Origin of the sequence: Ramlibacter aquaticus (genome assembly GCF_015159745.1) — a bacterium.
In the GTDB taxonomy this organism is placed as follows: Bacteria; Pseudomonadota; Gammaproteobacteria; order Burkholderiales; family Burkholderiaceae_C; genus Ramlibacter; species Ramlibacter aquaticus.
This window is the reverse complement of sequence record NZ_JADDOJ010000051.1, coordinates 1-21,658: the sequence shown is the minus strand read 5'-3', so window position 1 is coordinate 21,658 and position 21,658 is coordinate 1. Positions and strand designations below refer to the sequence as shown.

Here is a 21,658-nt window from a genome sequence, read left to right as displayed (position 1 = left end):
GGATGGCGCCTCATCGAATGACATTTGACGAACTGAATCTGGCTCCGGCCATCCTCAAGGCCGTGCGCGAGCAGGGTTACGAAACCCCCACGCCCATCCAGGCCCAGGCGATCCCCGCCGTGCTCGAGGGCAAGGACCTGCTGGGCGGTGCCCAGACCGGCACCGGCAAGACCGCAGCCTTCACCCTGCCCATGCTGCACAAGCTCAGCTCCGGCGTGAGCAAGGTCAACAAATTCGGCAAGGACGGCATCGCCGCCCTGGTGCTCACGCCCACGCGCGAGCTGGCCGCCCAGGTGGAGGAATCCATCCGTGCCTACGGCAAGTACCTGCCGCTGACCTCCACCGTCATCTTCGGCGGCGTGGGCATGAACCCGCAGATCGACCGCATCAAGCGCGGCGTCGACATCCTGGTGGCCACGCCCGGCCGCCTGCTGGACCTGCAGGGCCAGGGCCACCTGGACCTGTCCACGGTGGAGATGCTGGTGCTGGACGAAGCCGACCGCATGCTGGACATGGGCTTCATCCACGACGTGAAGAAGATCCTTGCGCTCATGCCCAAGGACAAGCAGAGCCTGCTGTTCTCGGCCACCTTCAGCGACGAGATCCGCGAGCTGGCCAACGGCCTGCTGCGCGACCCCATGCACATCCAGGTCACGCCGCGCAACACCACGGTGCAGCGCATCACCCAGGTCGTGCACCCGGTGGGCCGCGGGCAGAAGAAGCAGCTGCTCGCCCACATCATCAAGGAACACGACTGGAGCCAGGTGCTGGTGTTCACCCGCACCAAGTTCGGCGCCAACAACGTGGCCGAGTTCCTGAACAAGAACGGCGTCACGGCCATGGCGCTGCACGGCAACAAGAGCCAGGGCGCGCGCACGCAGGCGCTGGCCGGCTTCAAGAGCGGCGAGATCCGCGCCCTGGTGGCCACCGACATCGCCGCCCGCGGCATCGACATCGACGACCTGCCGCACGTGGTGAACTTCGAGATCCCCAACGTGCCCGAGGACTACGTGCACCGCATCGGCCGCACCGGCCGGGCCGGCGCCGACGGCACTGCCGTCTCCTTCGTCTGCCTGGACGAGGAGGGCTTCATGCAGGAGATCGAGCGCTTCACCCGCCAGCAGATCCCGGTGCAGCCGGTGGAGGGCTTCGGCCCCGAGCCCGGCGAGCGCGCCGAGCCCATCGCCATGGGCCGCCAGACCCTGTGGGGCGGCGCCGGCAAGCCGCCCAGCCGCGACGTCATGGCCGCCGCGGCCAAGGCCGCGCGCCAGGAGATGATGCAGCGCATCCGCGACAACAAGGGCAGCCAGGGCGAGCGCCGCAAGGACGGCGCGGCCCAGCCCGCCGGCCGCAGCGGCGGTGGCAACGGCCAGCGCAGCGCGAGCGGCAACGGCAACGGTGGTGGCCAGCGCAATGGCAACGGCAACGGCGGCCGCCGCCCGCAGCAGCCCGGCGCGCCGCGCCAGGCCCAGCCGCAGCCCGTGCAGGGCCAGCGCCGCGAGCGTGAGGAGCGCGCCCCGCGCGAGGACGGTGACGACGACCGCATGCCGCGCAACCTGGATCCGCTGCGCACCAACCTGCCCAGCCGCCGCGACATGACGGGCGTCAAGCGCGTCAGCACCGGTGGCCAGCCCGACCCCACGCGCACCAGCGTGGACTCCATGGGCGGCGGCCAGCGCCGCCAGGGCGGCGGTGGTGGCGGTGGCGGTGGCGGTGGCCGCCGCTCCGGCCAGGGCGCCCGCTTCGGCGGACGCTGAGTCCACGCGCCAGCGCGGCGGGTGCCATACTCGCCGCACATGAGCGCTCCTTCCTCGACCCCGCAGCCCGGGCGCCGCGCCCTGATCGCCGGCGCGACCGGGCTGGTCGGCCAGTGCCTGCTGCAGGGCCTGGTCGCCGATCCCTCGGTCGCCCGCGTGGTCGCGATCGGCCGCAGGCCGCCGGCCCTGAGCCACCCCAAGCTCGAGTTCATCCCGGTGGATTTCGCCCGCCTGCCGCCCCTGCCGCCGGTGGACGAGGCCTACCTGGCCCTGGGCACCACTATCAAGGCGGCCGGCAGCCAGGCCGCTTTCCGCGCGTTGGACCGCGATGCCAACCTGGCCGTGGCCCAGGCCGCGCAGGCGGCGGGCGCCACACGCCTGGGCCTGGTGAGCGCCATGGGGGCCGACCCCCGCGCCTCGATCTTCTACAGCCGCACCAAGGGTGAACTGGAGCAGGCCCTGCAGGCCATGGGCTGGCACCGTCTCGTCATTGCGCGCCCCTCCATGCTGGCCGGCGACCGCGAGGCCCTGGGCCAGCCGGTGCGCGGCGGCGAGCAGCTCGCCGCGCGCGTCACGCGCTGGCTGCGCCCGCTCATCCCCGCCAACTACCGGGCCATCCCGGCCCGGCTGGTGGCGGCCGCGCTGCTCGCCGCCGTGCCCGGCTCGCAGGGCCTGCGCATCCTCCTCTCGGGGGAAATGCAGGGCTAGTGCGCGTGCCCGGGCGGGTAACATGGCCGCCAAGGAGACAAAGCGCATGAGCGACACACCCCGGAAGAAGAAACCGGAAGAACTTCGCAGCCAGCAATGGTTCGGCCGGCAGGACCGAGACGGCTTCGCCTACCGCAGCTGGGTCAAGGGCAAGGGCGTCCCGCACGACCAGTTCGACGGCCGTCCGGTCATCGGCATCTGCAACACCTTCAGCGAACTCACCCCCTGCAACTCGCACTTCCGCACCCTGGCCGAGCAGGTCAAGATCGGCGTGTACGAGGCCGGCGGCTTCCCGCTGGAGTTCCCGGTGATGTCGCTGGGCGAGACGCTGCTGCGTCCCACCGCCATGCTCTACCGCAACCTCGCGTCCATGGACGTGGAGGAATCGATCCGCGGCAACCCGGTCGATGGCGTGGTGCTGCTCATGGGCTGCGACAAGACCACGCCCTCGCTGGTGATGGGCGCGGCCAGCGTGGACCTGCCCACCATCGGCGTCTCCGGCGGACCCATGCTCAACGGCAAGTGGCGCGGCCAGGAGCTGGGCTCGGGCACCGGCGTGTGGAGCATGAGCGAGCAGGTGCGCGCTGGCACCCTCAAGCTGCAGGACTTCTTCGAGGCCGAGAGCTGCATGCACCGCAGCCACGGCCACTGCATGACCATGGGCACCGCGTCCACCATGGCCAGCATGGTCGAGGCCCTGGGCCTGGGCCTGCCCGGCAACGCCGCCTACCCGGCGGTGGACGGCCGCCGCAACGTGATCGCGCGCAACGCCGGCCGGCGTATCGTCGAGATGGTCCACCAGGACCAGAAGCTCTCCTCCATCCTCACCCGTGAAGCCTTCGAGAACGCGATCCGCACCCTGGCGGCCATTGGCGGCTCGACCAACGCCGTGATCCACCTGGTGGCGATGGCGCGGCGCATCGGCGTCGAGCTCAGCATCGAAGACTTCGACCGCCTGGGCAGCGAGATGCCCTGCCTGCTGAACCTGCAGCCCTCGGGCAAGCACCTGATGGAGGACTTCTGCTACGCCGGCGGCCTGCCCGCGCTGATGAAGGAGATCTCGCAGTACCTGCACCTGGACGCGGTGACGGCCAACGGCCGCACCGTGGGCGAGAACATCGCCGACGCGCAGAACTGGAACACCGAGGTCATCCAGCCGCTGGCCCAGCCCTTCAAGGAAAAGGCCGGCATCGCCGTGCTGCGCGGCAACCTGGCGCCGCGCGGCGCCGTCATCAAGCCCAGCGCCGCGACGCCCGCGCTCATGGTGCACACCGGCCGCGCCGTGGTGTTCGAGGACATCGAGGACTTCCACGCCCGCATCGACGACGAGAACCTGGACGTGGACGAGACCTGCGTGCTGGTGCTCAAGAACTGCGGCCCCAAGGGCTACCCCGGCATGGCCGAGGTGGGCAACATGCCGCTGCCGCCCAAGGTGCTGCGCAAGGGCATCACCGACATGGTCCGCATCAGCGACGCGCGCATGAGCGGCACCGCCTACGGCACCGTGGTGCTGCACACCGCGCCCGAGGCCGCCGCCGGCGGGCCGCTGGCGGTGGTGCGCAACGGCGACATGGTGGAACTGAACGTGCCCGAGCGCCGCATCCAGCTGCTGGTGAGCGACGCGGAACTGGCCGAGCGCCTCAAGGCCTGGACGCCCCCCGAGCCGCCGCTGAAGTCCGGCTACTGGAAGCTCTACGTGGACCACGTGCTGCAGGCCGACGAGGGCGTGGACCTGGACTTCCTGGTCGGCAAGCGCGGCGCCTTCGTGCCGCGCGACAACCACTAGGGCGGGCCATGCCGCGTCCGCTGGTCGGCGTGGACTGGGGCACCAGCAGCCTGCGCGTGGCGCGCATCGCCGTGGACGGGCAGGCCCTGGAGGCGCGCGAGCTCCCGCGCGGCATCCTCACCGTGCCGGCCGGCGGCTTTGCGGCCGTGCTGCAGGCGGCCTGCGCCGGCTGGCTGGACGCGCCCGCCCCGCTGGTGCTGATGTGCGGCATGGTGGGCAGCCGGCAAGGCTGGCTGGAGGTGCCCTACGCCCGCTGCCCGGCCGGCTTCGAGGCCCTGGTGGCGGGGCTCGCCTGGCCCGAGCCCGGGCGCATGGCCATCGTGCCCGGGCTGCGCTGCGAGAACGCGGGCGTGCCCGACGTGATGCGCGGCGAGGAGACCAAGGCGTTCGGCGTGCTGCGCGTGCTGGGCCTGGACCAGGCCCGTGTGCTGATGCCGGGCACGCACGCCAAGCTCGCCACCCTGGCGGACGGCCGGCTGCAGGGCTTTGCCACCTGCATGACCGGCGAAGCCTACGCGCTGCTGCGCCAGCATTCCATCCTGGCCCGCACCCTGCCCGCGCAGGACGGGCCGCTGCACGAGCCCGCCTTCCTGCGCGGCCTGGACATCGCGCACGCCGGCCGCGGCCTGCTGCACGCGGCCTTCAGCGCGCGCACGCTCGCGCTCTTCGGGCAGCTGGACGAGGCCCAGGGCCCCAGCTTCCTGTCCGGCCTGCTGATCGGCGAGGAGCTGCGCGAGCGCGCCCTGCAGCCCGCGGGGCCGCCGCTGGTGCTGGTGGGAGCCGACGCCCTCACCCGCCGCTATGCGCTGGCCCTGGCCCACCTGGGGCTGCCGGCGCAGACCGCCGGCCAGGAAGCCACCTGGTGCGGCCTGCGCGCCATCGCCGATGCCTGGGAGGCCGCACGACCATGAACACCCTTTCGCCCGTGGATCGCTTCCACGCCGCCCTGCAGGCCCTGCCCCTGGTGGCCATCCTGCGCGGCCTGCGGCCCGAGGAGGCCGTCGCCGTTGGCCGGGCCCTGCACGACCAGGGCTGGCAGCTCATCGAGGTGCCGCTGAATTCGCCGCGGCCGCTCGAGAGCATCGCCGCCCTCGCCCGGGCCCTGCCCCAGGCCCTGGTGGGCGCGGGCACGGTGCTCAGCCCCGCCGACGTGGATGCGGTGCACGCCGCGGGGGGCGGCCTCGTGGTCTCGCCCAACTTCAACGAGGCCGTGGTGCGGCGCGCCGTGGCGCTGGGCATGGCCTGCCTGCCCGGCATCTTCACCGCCAGCGAGGCCTTCGCGGCGCTCGCGGCCGGCGCCCACGGCCTGAAGCTCTTCCCCGCCGAGATGGCCTCGCCGGCCGGCCTGAAAGCCCTGCGGGCCGTGATCCCGGCGGCGGTGCCCATGCTGCCCGTGGGCGGCATACGGCCCGAAGGCATGCAGGCCTGGCGCGAGGCCGGGGCCAGCGGTTTCGGCATCGGCGGCGCGCTCTACCAGCCGGGCCAGGAGGCCGCCGCCGTCGGCCGCCGGGCGGCCGGCTTCGCCGGGGCATGGAACGGTACGATCCGCGCATGACCACGAACGAGAACATCCGTTTCGGCCTGGAAGGCCGTGTCTGCCTGGTGACCGGCGCGGCCCAGGGCATCGGCGAGGCCTGCGCGCGGCGCTTCGCGCGCGAGGGCGCGACCGTGGTGCTGCTGGACGTCGCCGACGAGCGGGGCCTGGCCCTGGCCGCCGAGCTGGGCGGCCGCTACCTGCATTGCGACGTGGGCGACAAGGCGCAGGTCGATGCCAGCGTGGCGGCGGTGCTCGCGGCCCACGGGCGCATCGACGTGCTGGTGAACAACGCCGGCGTCTTCAAGGCCGCCGAGTTCCTGGACGTGACCGAGGCCGACTTCGATGCGGTGCTGCGCGTCAACCTCAAGGGCGCCTTCCTCATGGGGCAGGCGGTGGCGCGGGCCATGGCCGCGGCCGGGCGCGGCGCCATCGTCAACATGAGCTCCGTGAACGGCACGCTGGCGATCCCCACCATCTCCAGCTACAACGTGAGCAAGGGCGGCATCAACCAGCTCACGCGCGTGATGGCGCTCTCGCTGGCCGACAAGGGCGTGCGCGTGAACGCGGTCGCGCCCGGCACCATCGCCACCGAGCTCGCGGCGCAGGCGGTGCTCACCAGCGAAGATGCCCGGCGGCGCATCATGAGCCGCACGCCCATGAAGCGCCTGGGCGAACCGGGGGAAGTGGCCGACGCGGTGGCCTGGCTGGCCAGCGACGCAGCCAGCTACGTCACCGGCGAGATCGTCGTGGTGGACGGCGGCCGGATGACGCTGAACTACACCGTCCCGGCCTGAGCCGGGACGCGCTCACTGCGCCGAGGGCACCGGCACGCCGACGAAGGCGGCCAGGTCGGCGGTGGGCAGGGCGCCCTCGTGCGAGACCACGCTGCCCTGGGCGTTCTTGGTGATGATGGTCGGGATCGACTGGAAGCCGAAGCGCGTCATCAGCGCGGTGTTCTTCTTGACGGCGGCCTCCTGCGCGTCCACGCCCGAGGCGGCCGTGATGCCGCCCTTCCGGTCCGTCAGCAGGGCCTCGTGCTCGTCCATGGTGGCGATGGGGTCCTTGGCGGCGATGATGGTGGCGCCCTGGTGCAGGCTGGCGTCGTTGATGAAGCGCACCGGCATCCAGATGAACTTGACCGCCTTGATCGGCTTGGCCGCGTACCAGAGCGCGCTGCAGTGCGGGCACTGGGGGTCGAAGAAGACGTACACGGTCTTCACGCTCATGGGCGAGCCCACGGTGAAGCCCGTGCCTTCAGCCTGGATCGCCTCGATGCTCACGGCCTCGGCAGGCTTGCTGGCGTCGGCACCGCCCGTGGAGGAAGAGGCATCGTCCTTGTTGCCGCAGCCCGCGAGCAGGGCCAGGCTGGCCAGGGCGGCGACGGCGAATTTCAGGGCTTTCATGGCAATGTGTAGCAACAGTGGCGAAAGGCGAACGATACCAAACCGGGCGCCCTGCAGCCGGCGCCCCCGCGGTGTCCCTCCTTGAGCAGGCTCAAGCACGCGCGCACCCACCCGCGCCAAGATGAAGGCTGGACACGACAAGCGGAGAACGCCAAGCATGAGCACATTCCACGCCCTCGTCTGGATCGACCACCACGAAGCCCAGGTCCTGATGTTCGACAAGGACCATGTAGAAGCCAGCCGCGTGCGCTCACGCTCGCACCACAAGCACCAGGGCAAGGACGCGGTCCACGCCCGGTTCTTCCCCGACGTGGCAGCGGCCGTCTCGGGCGCGCACGAGGTGCTGCTGACCGGGCCCGGCAGCGCCCGCGAGGAATTCGGCAAGTGGCTGGAAGGCCACCCCGACAAGGTGCCCGTGGTGGGCAGCGTGGCCTCGGACCACCCGAGCGAGGGCCAGCTGGTGGCGCTGGCACGCCAGTACTTCCTCAAGTACGACCGGATGGCGGCCGACCCGTCCAGGCCCTGAGCCCGGCGGGTGGCACGGCGAGCGGACACGCAGCGCCGTGACGCCGACGGCGCCTGCCCCGCCTAAGGCGCGAGCAGGCCCCGCTCCAGCAACGCGCCGGCCGCCAGGCAGCGGCTGTCGCTGCCGGGCGGCGCGATCACCTGCAGGCCCATGGGCCGGCCGTTCACGCCCGTCGCGCCCGGCACGTTCAACGTGGGTGCGCCCAGCAGGGTCCAGGCCCGGTTCCAGGTCGAGGCGCCGGTGGTGGCGAAGCCCTCGGGCGCTTCGTCGGGCGCGCTGGGCGTGAGCAGCACGTCCACACCCGGCAGCCAGTCGCGGCAGCCGGCACGCGCGCGCCGGGCCACGGCCTGCGCGCTCGCATAGGCTTCGTCGCTCACCTTGCCCGCCTCCTGGAGGTAGTCGCGCAGGATGTCGGACAGTCGCGGCAGGCTGGTCTCGACCTCCCGCGTGAGCGCGCGTGCCGCTTCCCAGCCCTGCACGGCGTCATGCGCGAGGTAGCTCTCCCCGGCCCAGTCCGGCAGGTCGACCTCCACCACGCGGGCGCCAACCGCCTGCAGGGCCTCGCGCGCACGGGCCATGGCCATCGCGCCGCTGGCCGAGGGTTCGCCCCAGGGGTAGGCCCGCGGCAGCCCGAAGGTCCAGCCTTCGGCAGGCCGTGGCGTGGGCGCCATCACCCGGCCGCCGCTGACGGCCTGCGCGAAGGCCGCCACCTCGTCCACGCTGCGGGCGAACAGGCCCACGGTGTCCAGCGACCACGAGAAGCACTTCATGCCCGCGGTGGGCAGCAGGCCGAAGCTGGGCTTGAAGCCCACCACGCCGCAGTACGAGGCCGGCCGCACGATGGAGCCGCCGGTCTGGGAACCGATGGCCAGCGGCACCAGCCCGGCGGCCACCGCCGCCGCCGAGCCCGAGGACGATCCCCCCGGCGTGCAGCCGGGCGCCGCCGGGTTCAGCGTCGGCGACGGCTGCAGGAAGGCGAACTCGGTGGTGGTGGCCTTGCCGACCACCAGGCCGCCGGCGTGGCGGATGATGCCCACCATCGCGGCCTCGGTGGACGGCTGGTGGCCCGAGTAGATCGCCGAGCCGTAGGCCGTCGGGAAATCGGTGGTGTCGAAGATGTCCTTCACCGCCACCAGCTGCCCGGCCAGCGGGCCGCGCAGCGTGCCGGCCAGGGCCAGCGCGCTGTCGTCGTCGCGCACGGCGGCGAAGGCCTTGAGCTGCACATTGGCGGCGCGCAGACGCGCCAGCGCGTCACGCAGGGAATCGGTGGCTTGGGCGTTCATCGAAGCCGGACTTTAATCCAGCCGGCCCCGACCTACGATGACGCGGGGTCGCCTTCGTACCAGCCACCGCCCAGCGCACGGTAGAGCTGCACCTGGTTCTGCAACTGCGCCAGGCGCACCTGGATGAGCTGCTGCTGGGCCGCGAACAGCGAGCGCTGCGCGTCCAGCAGGTCCAGGTAGCTGGAGACGCCGTTGTCGTAGCGCAGCTGCGACAGGCGCATGCGCACGGTCTCGGCCTCGACCACCTTCTGCTGCGCCGCCAGCTGCTCGCCGTAGGTGGCGCGGCCGGCCAGCGCGTCGGCGACCTCGCGGAAGGCCGACTGGATCGCCTTCTCGTACTGCGCGATGGCGATGTCGCGGCCGGCCGTCGCCGCGGCCACGTTGGCGCGGTTGCGGCCGGCGTCGAACACGGTCTCCACCAGCGAAGGCGCCGCGGTCCAGCCCCAGGTGCCCCCCTTGAACAGGTTGTCCAGGGCGGTGCTCGCGCTGCCCACGCTGGCGGTGAGCGCGATGCGCGGGAAGTACGCGGCCCGCGCGGCGCCGATGTTGGCGTTGGCCGCGATCAGCTGCTGTTCGGCCTGGCGCACGTCGGGGCGCCGGGCGAGCAGATCCGAGGGCGCACCGGCGGGCAGGTCGGGCAGCGTGACGCCGGCCGTGCCCCGGCCGGCGGCGACGTTCTCCGGCACCGGCTGGCCCAGCAGCAGGCCGAGGGCGTCCAGGTCGGTCGCGCGCTGGCGCGAGAGCTGGGCCAGCGTCGCCCGGGCCGATTCGGCCAGCGACTCGGCCTGGCGCGCGTCCAGCTCGGAGGCGGCGCCGTTCTCGAAGCGCAGCCGCGTCAGGCGCAGCGACTCTTCGCGGGTGCGCAGCGTGTCGCGGGTGAGCGCGAGCTGTTCCTCGTCGGCCAGCAGCAGCAGCCAGGTGCTGGCGACGCTGGCCACCAGGCTGGCCTGCGCCGCGTTGCGGCCTTCGGTGGTGGCCAGGTATTGCGCGACGGCAGCATCGCCCAGGTTGCGCAGCCGGCCCCAGAGGTCGATCTCCCAGGCCGAGACAGTGAAGCCGGCGGTGTACAGGCTGGGCGTGGCGGTCTTGGGCGCCCGGTTGCCGGTCACGGCCGCCGAGACGGTGGGGAACAGGTCGGCGCGGCGGATGTCGGCCTGGGCGCGCGCCTGCTCCACGTTGAGCACGGCCACGCGCAGGTCGCGGTTGTTCGCCAGCGCGGTGGCCACCAGCTGGCGCAGCGTGGGGTCCTGGAAGAAGTCCTGCCAGCGGATGTCGGCGGCCGGCTGCCCTTGCGCGGCGCCCGCGTACGGGTAGGCCGGCGCCACAGGCGCCGCGGGGCGCTGGTAGGTGGGTGCGAAGGAGCAGCCCGCCGCCAGCAGGGTGGCGGCCACAAGGCCCAGGGCGGTGGCGGGGCGGCCGGCGGCCCGGCGGATGCGGCGGCTCATTGCGCACCTCCGGCGGGCGCGTCGCCCTCGTCGCTCTGGTGGGCGTAGAGCTTTCTCTGGCGCTCGCTGCCCTTGAAGAAGCGTCGCACGACGACGAAGAAGACCGGCACGAAGACCACCAGCAGGCTGGTGGCGGTGAGCATGCCGCCCATCACGCCGGTGCCGATCGCGCGCTGGCTGGCGGAGCCGGCCCCGCTGGCGATGACCAGGGGCAGCACGCCCAGGATGAAGGCCATGGAAGTCATGATGATGGGACGGAAGCGCAGGTGGCAGGCCTCGAGCGCGGCCTCGACGAGGCTGCGGCCCTGGGCATGCAGATCCTTGGCGTATTCGATGATCAGCACCGCGTTCTTCGCCGACAGGCCGATGATGGTCACCAGGCCGACCTTGAAGTACACGTCGTTGGGGAAGCTGCGCAGCGTCGCGCCCAGCAGCGCGCCCACGATGCCCAGCGGCACGACCAGGATCACCGACAGCGGGATCGACCAGCTCTCGTACAGCGCAGCCAGGCACAGGAACACGGCCAGCAGCGAGAAGCCCAGCAGGATGGACGCGGTGGAGCCCGAGAGCTTCTCCTCGCGCGACTGGCCGGTCCATTCGTAGGCGAAGCCGGGCGGCAGCTGCTGGGCCAGGCGCTCCATCTCGTCCATGGCCTCGCCGGTGGAACGCCCGGGGGCTGCGTCGCCCGCGATGCGCATCGCGGGGTAGCCGTTGTAGCGCACGGTCTGCATCGCGCCCGTGATCCAGTGCGTGCTGGCGAAGGCCGACAGCGGCACCGGCGTGCCCTTGGTGTTGATGACGTTCAGGCGCAGGATGTCGTCCGGCTGCATGCGCGCCGGCGCGTCCGACTGCACCACCACGCGCTGCAGGCGGCCGCGGTTGGGAAAGTCGTTGACGTAGGCGGAGCCGAGCGCGGTGGACAGCACGGTGTTGATGGCGTCGAAGCCCACGCCCAGCGCCTGGGCCTTGTCGCGGTCGATGTCGACCTGCAGCTGGGGCGCGTCCTCCAGGCCGTCCGGCCGCACGCCGGCCAGCAGCTTGCTCTGCGAGGCCATGCCCAGCAGCTGGTTGCGGGCGGCGAGCAGGGCCGCGTGCCCGTTGCCGCCGCGGTCTTCCAGCCGGAAGCTGAAGCCGGTGGCCGAGCCCAGCTCGGGGATCGGCGGCGGGCTGACGGCGAAGATGAAGGCGTCGCGGATGCGGGACAGCGCGCCGAAGGACCGTCCCGCGATGCCGCCGGCGGAGTGCTCGGCGCCCTTGCGCTCGTCCCAGGGCTTGAGCGTGATGAAGCCCAGGCCCGCGTTCTGGCCCTGGCCGGAGAACGAGAAGCCCAGCACGCTGACCATGCTCTGCACCTCGGGCTGCTTGAGGATGTAGCCCTCCACCTGCTGCATCACGCTGGTGGTGCGGGCCACGGTGGCGCCCGGGGGCAGCTGCACGTTGACGATGAGGTAGCCCTGGTCCTCGCTGGGCAGGAAGGAGGTGGGCAGGCGCCAGAACAGGAAGCCCACCGCCACCAGCACCGCGCCGTACACCACGAAGGCACGGCCGGTGCGCGCCAGCACCTTGCCGACGAAGCCTTCGTAGCCCTTGGCACTGCGCGCGAAGGCGTTGTTGAAGCGGCCGAAGAAGCCGCCCCGCTCCAGGTGGTGGCCGGCCTCGACCGGCTTGAGCAGCGTCGCGCACAGGGCCGGCGTGAGCGAGAGCGCCATGAAGGCCGAGAACGCGATGGAGGACACCATCACCGCCGAGAACTGCTTGTAGATGTTGCCCACGGCACCGGCGAAGAAGGCCAGCGGCACGAACACCGACACCAGCACCACCGTGACGCCGACGATGGCGCCCTGGATCTGGCTCATGGCCTTGACGGTCGCCTTGCGCGGCGGCAGCCCCTCGGTGGACATGATGCGCTCCACGTTCTCGACCACCACGATCGCGTCGTCCACCACGATGCCGATCACCAGCACCATGCCGAACATGGTCAGCACGTTGATCGAGAAGCCCAGCGCGAACAGCACGCCGAAGGTGCCCAGCAGGGACACGGGCACCACGATCGCGGGGATCAGGGTGTAGCGCACGTTCTGCAGGAAGAGGTACATCACCAGGAACACCAGCACCATGGCTTCCAGCAGGGTCTCGACCACCTGCTTGATGGAGATGTCCACGAAGCGGGAGCTGTCGTAGGGGATGGACCACTTCACGCCGGGCGGGAAGTACTTGGACAGCTCCTCCATGCGGGCGCGGATGGCCTTGGCGGTGCCCAGCGCGTTGCCGGTGGGCGAGAGCTGCACGCCGATGCCGGTGGAGGGCTTGCCGTTCAGCCGCGCGGAGACGCTGTAGTTCTGCGCGCCCAGCTCGATGCGGGCCACGTCCTTCAGCCGCACGGAGGAGCCGTCGGTGTTGGCGCGCAGCACCAGGTTGCCGAACTGCTCGGGCGAGCTGAGCTGGCCGTTGACGATGACGGTGGCGGACACGCCCTGGCCCGCCACGATGGGCAGGTCGCCGATGGAGCCGGCCGAGACCTGGGCGTTCTGCGCCCGGATCGCGTTGTTGACGTCGGCCGCCGACAGGTTGTAGCTCACCAGCTTGGCCGGGTCGATCCAGATGCGCATCGCGCGCTCGGTGCCGAAGAGCTGGGCCTGGCCCACGCCCGGCACGCGCTGCAGCTCGGGCAGCACCACGCGCGAGGCGTAGTCGCCCAGCGCCACGGGGTCCAACGCGCCGTTGTCGGAGGACAGGATGGTGAAGAGCAGGAAGTTCGAGCGCGCCTTGTCCACGCGCACGCCCTGCTGCGTCACCGCGGCGGGCAGGCGGGGTGCGGCGCGCGAGAGCCGGTTCTGCACGTCCACCTGGGCCAGGTCGGGGTTGGTGCCCGACTCGAAGGTGAGCGTGATGTTGCCCGAGCCGTTGGCCTGGGCCACCGATTCCATGTAGATGAGGCCGGGCGAGCCGTTCATCTCCTGCTCGATGATGGACAGCACCGTGTCCTCGAGCGTCTGCGCGGAGGCGCCGGGGTACACCGCCGACACCACGATGGAGGGCGGCGCGACCGTGGGGTACTGCGCGACGGGCAGCTTGGTGATGGACACCGCGCCCAGCACCAGCACGAACAGCGCGATCACCCAGGCGAAGACCGGGCGGTCAATGAAGAACTTGGCCATGCGCCGACCTCAGTTCTTCTGCGACGCTGCGGAGGCGGCGGGGGCGGCGGGGGCCGCACCCGAAGCCGAGGCCGCACCCGAGGCCGCGCCGGCCGCCGGGCTCGCGCCTGGCGGGGACCAGGGCACCGGCTTCACCGGCGCGCCCGGGCGCATCTTCTGGAAGCCATCCACCACCACCTGCTCGCCGGGCTGCAGGCCCTCGGTGATGATCCACTGGCCGTTCTGCTGGTTGCCGACCTTGACCGGGCGCGGCGTGGCCTTGCCGTCCTTGTCGACCACCATCACCGTGTCGCCGGTGGCGGAGCGGGTCACCGCCTGCTGCGGCAGCGTGATGGCGTTGTCCAGCCGCGCCTGCTCGAGCTGCACGCGCACGTACATGCCGGGCAGCAGCAGGGCGTTGGGGTTGGGCACCTCGGCGCGCAGCGTGACCTGGCCGGTGGTGGGGTCCACCGACAGGTCGGAGAACAGCAGCTTGCCGGGCATGGGGTAGGCGGAGCCGTCCTCCAGCACCACCTTCACCTGCACGCCGTCGGCGCCGGCGCGCTTGAGCTTGCCCTGGGCGAAGGCGCGGCGCAGGGCCAGCACCTCGGTGGAGGACTGGGTGAAGTTGACGAACATGGGGTTGATCTGCTGCACCAGGGCCAGCGGCGTGGCTTCGCCCTGCCCCACCAGCGCGCCCTCGGTCACCAGCGCGCGGCCGATGCGGCCGGAGATGGGCGAGGTGACGCTGGCGTAGCCCAGGTTGATCTGCGCGGTCTGCACCGCGGCCTTGGCGGCGGCCACGTCGGCGGCGGCCTGCTGCTCGGCGGCGACGGCGTTGGCGTAGTCCTGCTTGCTGATCGCGTTGGCTTCGACCAGGGGCTTGTAGCGCTGGGCCAGTGCGCTGGCCTGGCCGTAGTTGGCCTGCGCCCGCGCGAGCTGCGCCTGGGCGCTGGACGCGGCCGCCGCGTAGGGCGCCGGGTCGATGCGGAACAGCGGCTGGCCGGCCTTGACGTCGCTGCCTTCCTTGAAGAGGCGCTGCAGCACGATGCCGGCGGCGCGCGCACGCACCTGCGCGGTGCGCGAGGCTTCCAGCCGGCCCGGCAGCTCGGTGACCAGGCCCACCTCGGCCGGCCGGACGGTCACGACGCCCACTTCGGGCGGTGGCATGCCGCCGCCGGGCGCACCCTGGGCCTGGCTGGACGGTCCGCAGGCGGACAGCAGCAGGGACGAGGCCGAGAGGGTGACAGCGAGGGCCAGGAACGGGAACGGGCGTGCGAAGCGCGAAAGGGCCATGGGTGGGTTTCTTCTTGTGGAGAGGACCGCGACCAGGGAGATGCGGTGCCGTGCGGTCGGCGCGGCCCGGGCAGTATAGGGAAAACCTGTCAAGGGCGCGTGAAGCGCATCCGTCGCCCCGGCTGGCCGCGCGGGCCCCGGCCCTCTCAGGCCGAAAGGCGCTTTTCCATGCGCAGGGCGTCGATACGCCCTTCGTAGTAACCGCTGACGCGGGCGGTCACCTGCCAGCCCAGTTCGGCGTAGAACGCGAGTGCGACCGCGTTGTCGGCACGGGCCTCGGCGCGGATGAGCTCCGACCCGGCGATGCGCGCGCAATCCTCCTGCCACTCCACCAGGTGACGGCCCAGCCCGCGCTCGCGCAGATGCGGCATGACGGCCAGCAGCAGCAGATGGGCCGAGGCGTCGTCGAAGTGCATGATGGAAAAGCCGAGCACGGCGCCGAACTCGTTGGCGACGGCGACGTTGGTGGCCGGGTCGCGCATGGAGCGCATGACGCGGGCGGGCGTCCAGCGCCAGGCGAGCCCCGTCTCTATGCAGTCGCGCGAGAGCGCGGCGATGGCCCCGGCCTCGGTGGGCCGTGCGAGCCGGATGCAGGGCAGCACTTGCACGCACCCAGCATAGCAAGCCCGCGCCGTCCTGCCTATCATCCAGGGCATGCGACTCCTACACACCATGCTGCGCGTCGGCGACCTGCAACGCTCCATCGATTTCTACACCCGGGTGCTGGGCATGCGCCTGCTGCGCACCACCGAGCGGCCCGATCAGAAATATTCGCTGGCCTTCGTCGGCTACGGCAGCAACCCGGACCATGCGGAGCTGGAGCTGACCTACAACCACGGCGTGGACCGCTACGAACTCGGCACGGCCTACGGCCACATCGCCCTGGGCGTGGCCGACGTCTACGGTGCCTGCGACAGGATCCGCGCCGCCGGCGGCGCCATCACCCGCGAGCCAGGCCCGGTCAAGGGGGGCTCGACCGTGATCGCCTTTGTCACGGACCCGGACGGCTACAAGATCGAGCTGATCGAGCGCAAGGAAGGTTGAGGCGCTCTGGAGTGACGGCCTGCCCGCGCCCCTGAGATCGATGCCTCCGCGGCGCTTTGGTGCTTCGTTAGCTCAGAAAGTCGCGGCCGCCCGCGGACAAGCGACAGCTGCCCGCGCAAGAAGGGACATTGGCCCTGGCTCCTGCGGGGTTGGCGCGTCGGGTTTCATGCCTGCGTGACCTCAGGCCCACCTGGCCCCGGCTGCCCTGTGCCGCGCCGACTGTGGCGGTCGGCACTTCGTGTCCGACTGCCCCTGCGATGCTCGGTCCAGGCCCTGCGGCGTAACTCGCTACGCGCCCGCCTGCGGCGACCGCTTCGCTCAGACAGACGCCGCAAGTCAGAGGACGAAGGGCCTGGCCCTGCGCTTCTCGGGCGCCCCACACGGCGCGACACAGGGCAGCCGGGGCCGGGTGGGCCCAACACATGTGGGCGCGCAGCCGTTGAGCGCCAGCGCTTTTCTCAATGGTCCAGATGTCGGCGTTCAACCGCCGGCGCGCCCAGATGGTCTTCTCGCCCCGCTGGCCGGCCTGTGGCGGGGGCGATTTGTGACGCGGCTGGAATTTGCGGCCTGGGGTCGGGAGCGCGGTCCGCAGGTCCGCGCGTCGTCTCATGCTCACGGCGCCTGTTTGAGCGAAGCGGTGGCGCAGCCAGCGCGTAGCGAGTTGCGCCGTGCCGGCCCCAGGCCGCAAATTCCAGCGGAGTCCGCGCAGCGGACCGCGGCAGTATGAGCCCCCGTCACAGGCCGGCCAGCGGGGCGAGCGCGAGGTCGAAGAGCGAAGCCCGACAACAGCCAACCAGCGGGGCGAGCGCGAGGTCGACGAGTGCAGCGCGCCTCGCAAGCCCACAAAACCTGGAGCCAAGCGCAAGGTCAAAACCGCGAAGAGCGGCGCGCGTCTCAACCAGCAGAGTCAGAGCGGGCGCCGAAGTCCAAGGCCGAAGAGCGCCCCCAGCGAAGAGCCAGGCCCCGCCTCAACCCTGCAGGTACCGCTGCAGGTAGCGCCCCGTGTGGCTGGCCGCGTTCGCGGCGATGTCTTCCGGCGTGCCGGCGCCGACCACCGTGCCACCGCCCGAGCCGCCTTCCGGGCCCATGTCGATCACCCAGTCGGCGGTCTTGATCACGTCCAGGTTGTGCTCGATGACGACGATGGTGTTGCCGGCGTCGCGCAGCTGGTGCAGCACCTTCAGCAGCATCGCGATGTCGGCGAAGTGCAGGCCGGTGGTCGGCTCGTCCAGGATGTAGAGCGTGCGGCCGGTGTCGCGCTTGGACAGCTCCAGCGCCAGCTTCACGCGCTGCGCCTCGCCGCCCGACAGCGTGGTCGCGGCCTGGCCCAGCTTGATGTAGGACAGGCCCACGTCCAGCAGGGTCTGCAGCTTGCGCGCGATCGTGGGCACGGGGGCGAGGAAGGCGTGCGCGTCCTCCACCGTCATGTCCAGGATCTGCGCGATGTTGCGGCCCTTCCACTGCACCTCCAGCGTCTCGCGGTTGTAGCGCGCGCCGTGGCACACGTCGCAGGGCACGTACACGTCGGGCAGGAAGTGCATCTCCACCTTCACCACGCCGTCGCCCTCGCAGGCCTCGCAGCGGCCACCCGCCACGTTGAACGAGAAGCGCCCCGGGCCGTAGCCGCGCTCCTTCGCGGTCGAGGTCTCGGCCATCAGCTCGCGGATGGGCGTGAACAAGCCGGTGTAGGTGGCCGGGTTGCTGCGCGGCGTGCGGCCTATGGGCGACTGGTCGACGTTGATCACCTTGTCGAAGTACTCGATGCCCTCGATCGCGCGGTGCGGCGCGGGCTCCTCGTGGGCGCGGTACAGGGTGCGCGCCACGGCCGCGTACAGCGTGTCGTTCACCAGGGTGGACTTGCCCGAACCCGACACGCCGGTCACGCAGGTGAACAGCCCGACCGGGAAATCCACGCTCACGTCCTTCAGGTTGTGGCCGGTCGCGCCGATCACGCGCAGGGCCTGCAGCGCGCCCATGGTGCGGCGGTGCTCGGCCTCGCGCGCGGCGCGGCGCTGGGCGGCCGGGCTGGGCGGGAAGCGCGAGGGCTTCACCGGCTCCGGCGCGGGCTCGCCCGCCACCGGCAGCCAGGGCATGCGCCGCGCAGGCACCTCGATGCGCTGGGCCCCCGAGAGGTACTGGCCGGTCAGCGAGCCGGGCGTCTGGGCGACCTGCTCGAAGCTGCCCTGCGCCATCACGCGGCCGCCGTGGATGCCGGCGCCCGGCCCCATGTCGATCACGTGGTCGGCGGCGCGGATCATGTCCTCGTCGTGCTCGACCACGATCACGCTGTTGCCGATGTCGCGCAGGTGGCGCAGCGTGGCGATGAGGCGGTCGTTGTCGCGCTGGTGCAGGCCGATGCTGGGCTCGTCCAGGACGTACATCACGCCGGTCAGGCCCGAGCCGATCTGCGAGGCCAGACGGATGCGCTGCGCCTCGCCGCCCGACAGCGTCTCGGCGCTGCGGTCCAGGCTGAGGTAGCCCAGGCCCACGTCGTTCAGGAACTTCAGCCGCAGGCCGATCTCTCGCACCACCTTGTCGGCGATCTCGGCCTTGGCGCCCGCCAGGTGCAGGCCCTGGAAGTAGGCCAGGCTCTCGCGCAGGGTGGCGTGGCTCACCTCGTAGATGCCGCGCGCCTGCGGCCCCTCGCCCAGCTTCACGTGGCGCGCCTCGGTGCGCAGGCGCGTGCCCTCGCACTCGGGACAGGGCTGCAGGTTGCGGTAGCGCGCCAGCTCCTCGCGCACCGCGGCCGAATCGGTCTCGCGGAAGCGGCGCGCCATGTTCGGGATCACGCCCTCGAAGGGGTGCTTCTTGCTCAGCTTGCGCGTGCCGGAGTCCGCGCTGTAGGAGAACTTGATCTCCTCCTCGCCGCTGCCGTGCAGGATGGCCGACTGCACCGTGGCGTCCAGGTCTTCCCAGGGCGCGTCCACGTCGGCCTTGTAGTGCCGGGCCACCGCCTCCAACATGCCGAAGTAGTAGGGGTTGCGCCGGTCCCAGCCCTTGATCGCGCCACTGGCCAGCGAGAGCGAGGGGAAGCCCACCACCCGCTCCGGGTCGAAGAACTCCATGTGGCCCAGGCCGTCGCAGGCCGGGCAGGCGCCCACCGGCGAGTTGAAGGAGAACAGCCGGGGCTCCAGCTCCTCGATGGACCAGTTGCAGATGGGGCAGGCGAAGCGGGCGTTGAACAGGTGCTCGCGGCCGCCGTCCATCTCCATCGCCACGGCGCGGCCTTCGGCCAGCCGCAGCGCGGCCTCGAAGCTCTCGGCCAGGCGCTGCTGCGCGTCGGGGCGCACGCGCAGCCGGTCGATCACCACGTCGATGTCGTGCTTCTCGGTCTTCTTGAGCGCGGGCAGGGCGTCGGCCTCGACCAGCACGCCGTCGATGCGGAAGCGCACGTAGCCGCGCGCCTGCATCTCGGCGAAGAGCTCGACGAATTCGCCCTTGCGGTCGCGCGCCACGGGCGCCAGCACCATCAGCCGCGTGTCGGGCGGCAGCGCCAGCACCGCGTCCACCATCTGCGAGACCGTCTGCGACTTCAGCGGCACCCCGTGGGTGGGGCAGTGGGGCGTGCCGGCGCGCGCGAACAGCAGGCGCAGGTAGTCGTGGATCTCGGTCACCGTGCCCACGGTGGAGCGCGGGTTGTGCGAGGTGGCCTTCTGCTCGATGGAGATCGCGGGCGACAGGCCCTCGATCACGTCCACGTCCGGCTTGTCCATGAGCTGCAGGAACTGCCGCGCATAGGCCGACAGGCTCTCCACATAGCGCCGCTGCCCCTCGGCGTACAGGGTGTCGAAGGCGAGCGAGGACTTGCCCGAGCCCGACAGCCCGGTGATCACCACCAGCTGGTGGCGCGGGATGTCCAGGTCGATGTTCTTGAGGTTGTGCGTGCGCGCGCCGCGGATGCTGATCCGTGGTGCGAGGGCCGCGCCCAGGTAGCGGCCTTCGCTGGCGGGGCTTGCCTGATCGAGGTGGTGGCCTTCGGTGGGGGAGTTCAAGGTTCAGCCGCGCCGGGAAAACCTGACATGATAGTCTGGGACGGCGTCCGGGGGCGAGCCCGCGGCCGGCGGAATCCGGGAGAATGCCGGCTTCGGCGGCCGGTCCGCGCCGCCCCTCCCCAGTCCCAACAGACATCCCCGAAGTGAGCAGTTCCTTACCGTCCAACGACGCCGGTGACAGCCGCATGACGCCACTGGAGCGGCGTGCCAGCCTGTCGCTGGCCACCATCTTCGCCGTCCGCATGCTGGGCCTGTTCCTGGTCCTGCCCGTGTTCGCCCTGGAAGCCGCCCATTACCCCGGCGGCGACGACCCGGCCCGCATCGGGCTGGCCATGGGCATCTACGGGCTGACCCAGGCCGTGCTGCAGATCCCCTTCGGCCTGGCCTCGGACCGCTTCGGCCGCAAGCGCGTGATCGCGCTGGGCCTGCTGCTGTTCGCCGCCGGCAGCTTCACGGCGGCGCTGGCCACCAGCCTGCACGGCCTCATCCTGGGCCGGGCGCTGCAGGGCTCGGGCGCGGTGTCGGCCGCCGTCACGGCCCTGCTGGCCGACCAGACGCGCGACGAGATGCGCACCAAGGCCATGGCGCTGGTGGGCGGCAGCATCGGCCTGATGTTCGCCGTCTCCCTGCTGGCCTCGCCGGCGCTGGCCGGCCTGATCGGCCTGCCGGGGCTGTTCACCCTCACCGGCGTGCTGGCGCTGAGCGGCATCGCCGTGGTCTTCTTCTGGACGCCGCCCGAGCCTGCCGAGCACAAGGACGCGGGCCGCACCCGCATCGCCGCCGTGCTGGCCGACCCGCAGTTGCTGCGCCTGGACGCCGGCATCTTCATCCTGCACGCGGTCCAGCTCGCGATGTGGGTCAGCATCCCCACCCTGCTGGTGGAAGCCGGCCTGCCCAAGGCGCTGCACTGGCACGTGTACCTGCCGGCGGTGCTCGCCTCCTTCCTGGTGATGGGCGGCACGCTGTTCCCCATGGAGCGGCGCGGCTACCTGCGCGCCGCCTTCCTGGGCGCGATCGCGCTGGTGGTGCTGGTCGAGGCGGGCCTGTGGTGGGACAGCCGGCAGCCCTCGCTGGTGCCGCTGTCCATGCTGCTGTTCGCCTTCTTCTGCGGCTTCAACGTGCTGGAGGCGAGCCAGCCCAGCCTGGCCTCGCGCCTGGCGCCGCCGCAGGCGCGCGGCGCGGCCATGGGCGTCTACAACACCTTGCAGTCGCTGGGATTTTTCACCGGGGGCGTGGTCGGCGGCTGGCTGGCCAAGCACGTTGGACCCGAGGGCGTCTTCGTCACCTGTGGCGTGATGATGCTGTTGTGGCTCGCGGTGGCCTGGCCGATGCGGGCGCCGGCGCCGCGCCGCTCGCCCGTGCGCGAGGCTTTGGCCGACGAGGCGCAGGTCACATAATCCACCCCATTCACGGAGATTCCCATGGCATCGGTCAACAAAGTCATCCTCGTCGGCAACTGCGGCCGCGACCCTGAAATCCGCTACCTGCCCTCGGGCCAGGCCGTCGCCAACGTCAGCGTCGCCACCTCGACGCGCCGCAAGGACAAGACCTCCGGCGAGATGGTCGAGGACACCCAGTGGCACCGCGTCACCTTCTACGACCGCCTGGCCGAGATCGCCGGCGAGTACGTCAAGAAGGGCCGGCCCATCTATGTCGAGGGCCGCCTGAAGTACGGCAAGTACACCGGCCAGGACGGCGTCGAGAAGAACACCGTCGACATCATCGCCACCGAACTGCAGCTGCT

At 71.6% G+C, this 21,658-nt stretch carries 17 protein-coding genes; 10 read left to right on the top strand and 7 right to left on the bottom strand.

The features are described from left to right. Positions 1-17: 17 nt before the first annotated feature. From IM725_RS12895 to IM725_RS12870, 6 genes are read left to right on the top strand one after another with little or no spacing between them, the layout of a single operon-like run. A complete protein-coding gene (locus IM725_RS12895) occupies positions 18-1,757 on the top strand; it encodes a DEAD/DEAH box helicase (protein WP_193781008.1) in 1,740 nt (579 codons plus the stop codon). 39 nt (positions 1,758-1,796) lie between these two features. Next, positions 1,797-2,465: an NAD(P)H-binding protein gene (locus IM725_RS12890; RefSeq protein WP_193781007.1), complete on the top strand. Its 669-nt coding sequence runs from the start codon at positions 1,797-1,799 to the stop codon at positions 2,463-2,465. A 46-nt stretch (positions 2,466-2,511) separates the two neighbouring features. Beyond that, positions 2,512-4,251 (top strand): IlvD/Edd family dehydratase, encoded by a 1,740-nt coding sequence (locus IM725_RS12885; protein ID WP_193781006.1) that lies wholly within the window; start codon positions 2,512-2,514, stop codon positions 4,249-4,251. Positions 4,252-4,259: 8 nt separating this feature from the next. Then, positions 4,260-5,162: a 2-dehydro-3-deoxygalactonokinase gene (locus IM725_RS12880; RefSeq protein WP_193781005.1), complete on the top strand. Its 903-nt coding sequence runs from the start codon at positions 4,260-4,262 to the stop codon at positions 5,160-5,162. Further along, positions 5,159-5,806 carry a 2-dehydro-3-deoxy-6-phosphogalactonate aldolase gene (locus IM725_RS12875; RefSeq protein ID WP_193781004.1) on the top strand — a complete coding sequence of 216 codons (648 nt, stop codon included), beginning with the start codon at positions 5,159-5,161 and terminating at the stop codon, positions 5,804-5,806. The genes IM725_RS12880 and IM725_RS12875 overlap by 4 nt, the downstream gene beginning before the upstream one ends. Further along, complete coding sequence (locus IM725_RS12870; protein ID WP_193781003.1) at positions 5,803-6,582, top strand: SDR family NAD(P)-dependent oxidoreductase; 780 nt, start codon at positions 5,803-5,805, stop codon at positions 6,580-6,582. The genes IM725_RS12875 and IM725_RS12870 overlap by 4 nt, the downstream gene beginning before the upstream one ends. A 12-nt stretch (positions 6,583-6,594) precedes the next feature. On the opposite strand, the gene IM725_RS12865 is transcribed toward IM725_RS12870, so the two are convergent. Continuing rightward, positions 6,595-7,191 (bottom strand): thioredoxin fold domain-containing protein, encoded by a 597-nt coding sequence (locus IM725_RS12865; RefSeq protein WP_193781002.1) that lies wholly within the window; start codon positions 7,189-7,191, stop codon positions 6,595-6,597. Positions 7,192-7,348: 157 nt separating this feature from the next. On the opposite strand from IM725_RS12865, the gene IM725_RS12860 reads away from it, so the two are divergent. Further along, positions 7,349-7,717, top strand: a complete 369-nt coding sequence (locus IM725_RS12860) for a hypothetical protein (RefSeq protein ID WP_193781001.1) — start codon at positions 7,349-7,351, stop codon at positions 7,715-7,717. 62 nt (positions 7,718-7,779) lie between these two features. Here the strand turns inward: IM725_RS12860 and IM725_RS12855 are convergent, their stop codons facing one another. The 5 genes from IM725_RS12855 to IM725_RS12835 form a co-directional block, all read right to left on the bottom strand. Continuing rightward, positions 7,780-9,000, bottom strand: a complete 1,221-nt coding sequence (locus IM725_RS12855) for an amidase (protein ID WP_193781000.1) — start codon at positions 8,998-9,000, stop codon at positions 7,780-7,782. Positions 9,001-9,032: 32 nt separating this feature from the next. Next, positions 9,033-10,445, bottom strand: a complete 1,413-nt coding sequence (locus tag IM725_RS12850) for an efflux transporter outer membrane subunit (protein WP_193780999.1) — start codon at positions 10,443-10,445, stop codon at positions 9,033-9,035. After that, entirely contained in the window at positions 10,442-13,603 is a 3,162-nt protein-coding gene (locus tag IM725_RS12845) for an efflux RND transporter permease subunit (protein ID WP_193780998.1), read from the bottom strand. The genes IM725_RS12850 and IM725_RS12845 overlap by 4 nt, the downstream gene beginning before the upstream one ends. A 9-nt stretch (positions 13,604-13,612) precedes the next feature. Further along, entirely contained in the window at positions 13,613-14,878 is a 1,266-nt protein-coding gene (locus IM725_RS12840) for an efflux RND transporter periplasmic adaptor subunit (protein WP_193780997.1), read from the bottom strand. Positions 14,879-15,024: 146 nt separating this feature from the next. Then, positions 15,025-15,486 carry a GNAT family N-acetyltransferase gene (locus IM725_RS12835; RefSeq protein ID WP_193780996.1) on the bottom strand — a complete coding sequence of 154 codons (462 nt, stop codon included), beginning with the start codon at positions 15,484-15,486 and terminating at the stop codon, positions 15,025-15,027. A 46-nt stretch (positions 15,487-15,532) separates the two neighbouring features. Here IM725_RS12835 and gloA point away from each other — a divergent pair, with 46 nt between their 5' ends. Next, a complete protein-coding gene (gene gloA / locus IM725_RS12830) occupies positions 15,533-15,922 on the top strand; it encodes a lactoylglutathione lyase (protein ID WP_193780995.1) in 390 nt (129 codons plus the stop codon). Positions 15,923-16,890: 968 nt separating this feature from the next. On the opposite strand, the gene uvrA is transcribed toward gloA, so the two are convergent. Then, entirely contained in the window at positions 16,891-19,914 is a 3,024-nt protein-coding gene (uvrA, locus tag IM725_RS12825) for an excinuclease ABC subunit UvrA (protein ID WP_193780994.1), read from the bottom strand. A gap of 185 nt (positions 19,915-20,099) precedes the next feature. Between uvrA and IM725_RS12820 the strand changes: the two genes are divergently transcribed. Next, positions 20,100-21,311 carry an MFS transporter gene (locus IM725_RS12820; protein WP_193781013.1) on the top strand — a complete coding sequence of 404 codons (1,212 nt, stop codon included), beginning with the start codon at positions 20,100-20,102 and terminating at the stop codon, positions 21,309-21,311. 24 nt (positions 21,312-21,335) lie between these two features. Further along, positions 21,336-21,658, top strand: a 323-nt coding sequence (gene ssb, locus IM725_RS12815) for a single-stranded DNA-binding protein (protein WP_193780993.1), incomplete at its 3' end; no start/stop codon positions are given.

What these genes read in the sequence shown, in the direction of transcription:
- IM725_RS12895 (WP_193781008.1), top strand. Translation starts at nt 18, where the DNA reads ATGACATTTGACGAACTGAATCTGGCTCCGGCCATCCTCAAGGCCGTG.
- IM725_RS12890 (WP_193781007.1), top strand. Translation starts at nt 1,797, where the DNA reads ATGAGCGCTCCTTCCTCGACCCCGCAGCCCGGGCGCCGCGCCCTGATC.
- IM725_RS12885 (WP_193781006.1), top strand. Translation starts at nt 2,512, where the DNA reads ATGAGCGACACACCCCGGAAGAAGAAACCGGAAGAACTTCGCAGCCAG.
- IM725_RS12880 (WP_193781005.1), top strand. Translation starts at nt 4,260, where the DNA reads ATGCCGCGTCCGCTGGTCGGCGTGGACTGGGGCACCAGCAGCCTGCGC.
- IM725_RS12875 (WP_193781004.1), top strand. Translation starts at nt 5,159, where the DNA reads ATGAACACCCTTTCGCCCGTGGATCGCTTCCACGCCGCCCTGCAGGCC.
- IM725_RS12870 (WP_193781003.1), top strand. Translation starts at nt 5,803, where the DNA reads ATGACCACGAACGAGAACATCCGTTTCGGCCTGGAAGGCCGTGTCTGC.
- IM725_RS12865 (WP_193781002.1), bottom strand. Translation starts at nt 7,191, where the DNA reads ATGAAAGCCCTGAAATTCGCCGTCGCCGCCCTGGCCAGCCTGGCCCTG.
- IM725_RS12860 (WP_193781001.1), top strand. Translation starts at nt 7,349, where the DNA reads ATGAGCACATTCCACGCCCTCGTCTGGATCGACCACCACGAAGCCCAG.
- IM725_RS12855 (WP_193781000.1), bottom strand. Translation starts at nt 9,000, where the DNA reads ATGAACGCCCAAGCCACCGATTCCCTGCGTGACGCGCTGGCGCGTCTG.
- IM725_RS12850 (WP_193780999.1), bottom strand. Translation starts at nt 10,445, where the DNA reads ATGAGCCGCCGCATCCGCCGGGCCGCCGGCCGCCCCGCCACCGCCCTG.
- IM725_RS12845 (WP_193780998.1), bottom strand. Translation starts at nt 13,603, where the DNA reads ATGGCCAAGTTCTTCATTGACCGCCCGGTCTTCGCCTGGGTGATCGCG.
- IM725_RS12840 (WP_193780997.1), bottom strand. Translation starts at nt 14,878, where the DNA reads ATGGCCCTTTCGCGCTTCGCACGCCCGTTCCCGTTCCTGGCCCTCGCT.
- gloA (WP_193780995.1), top strand. Translation starts at nt 15,533, where the DNA reads ATGCGACTCCTACACACCATGCTGCGCGTCGGCGACCTGCAACGCTCC.
- IM725_RS12820 (WP_193781013.1), top strand. Translation starts at nt 20,100, where the DNA reads ATGACGCCACTGGAGCGGCGTGCCAGCCTGTCGCTGGCCACCATCTTC.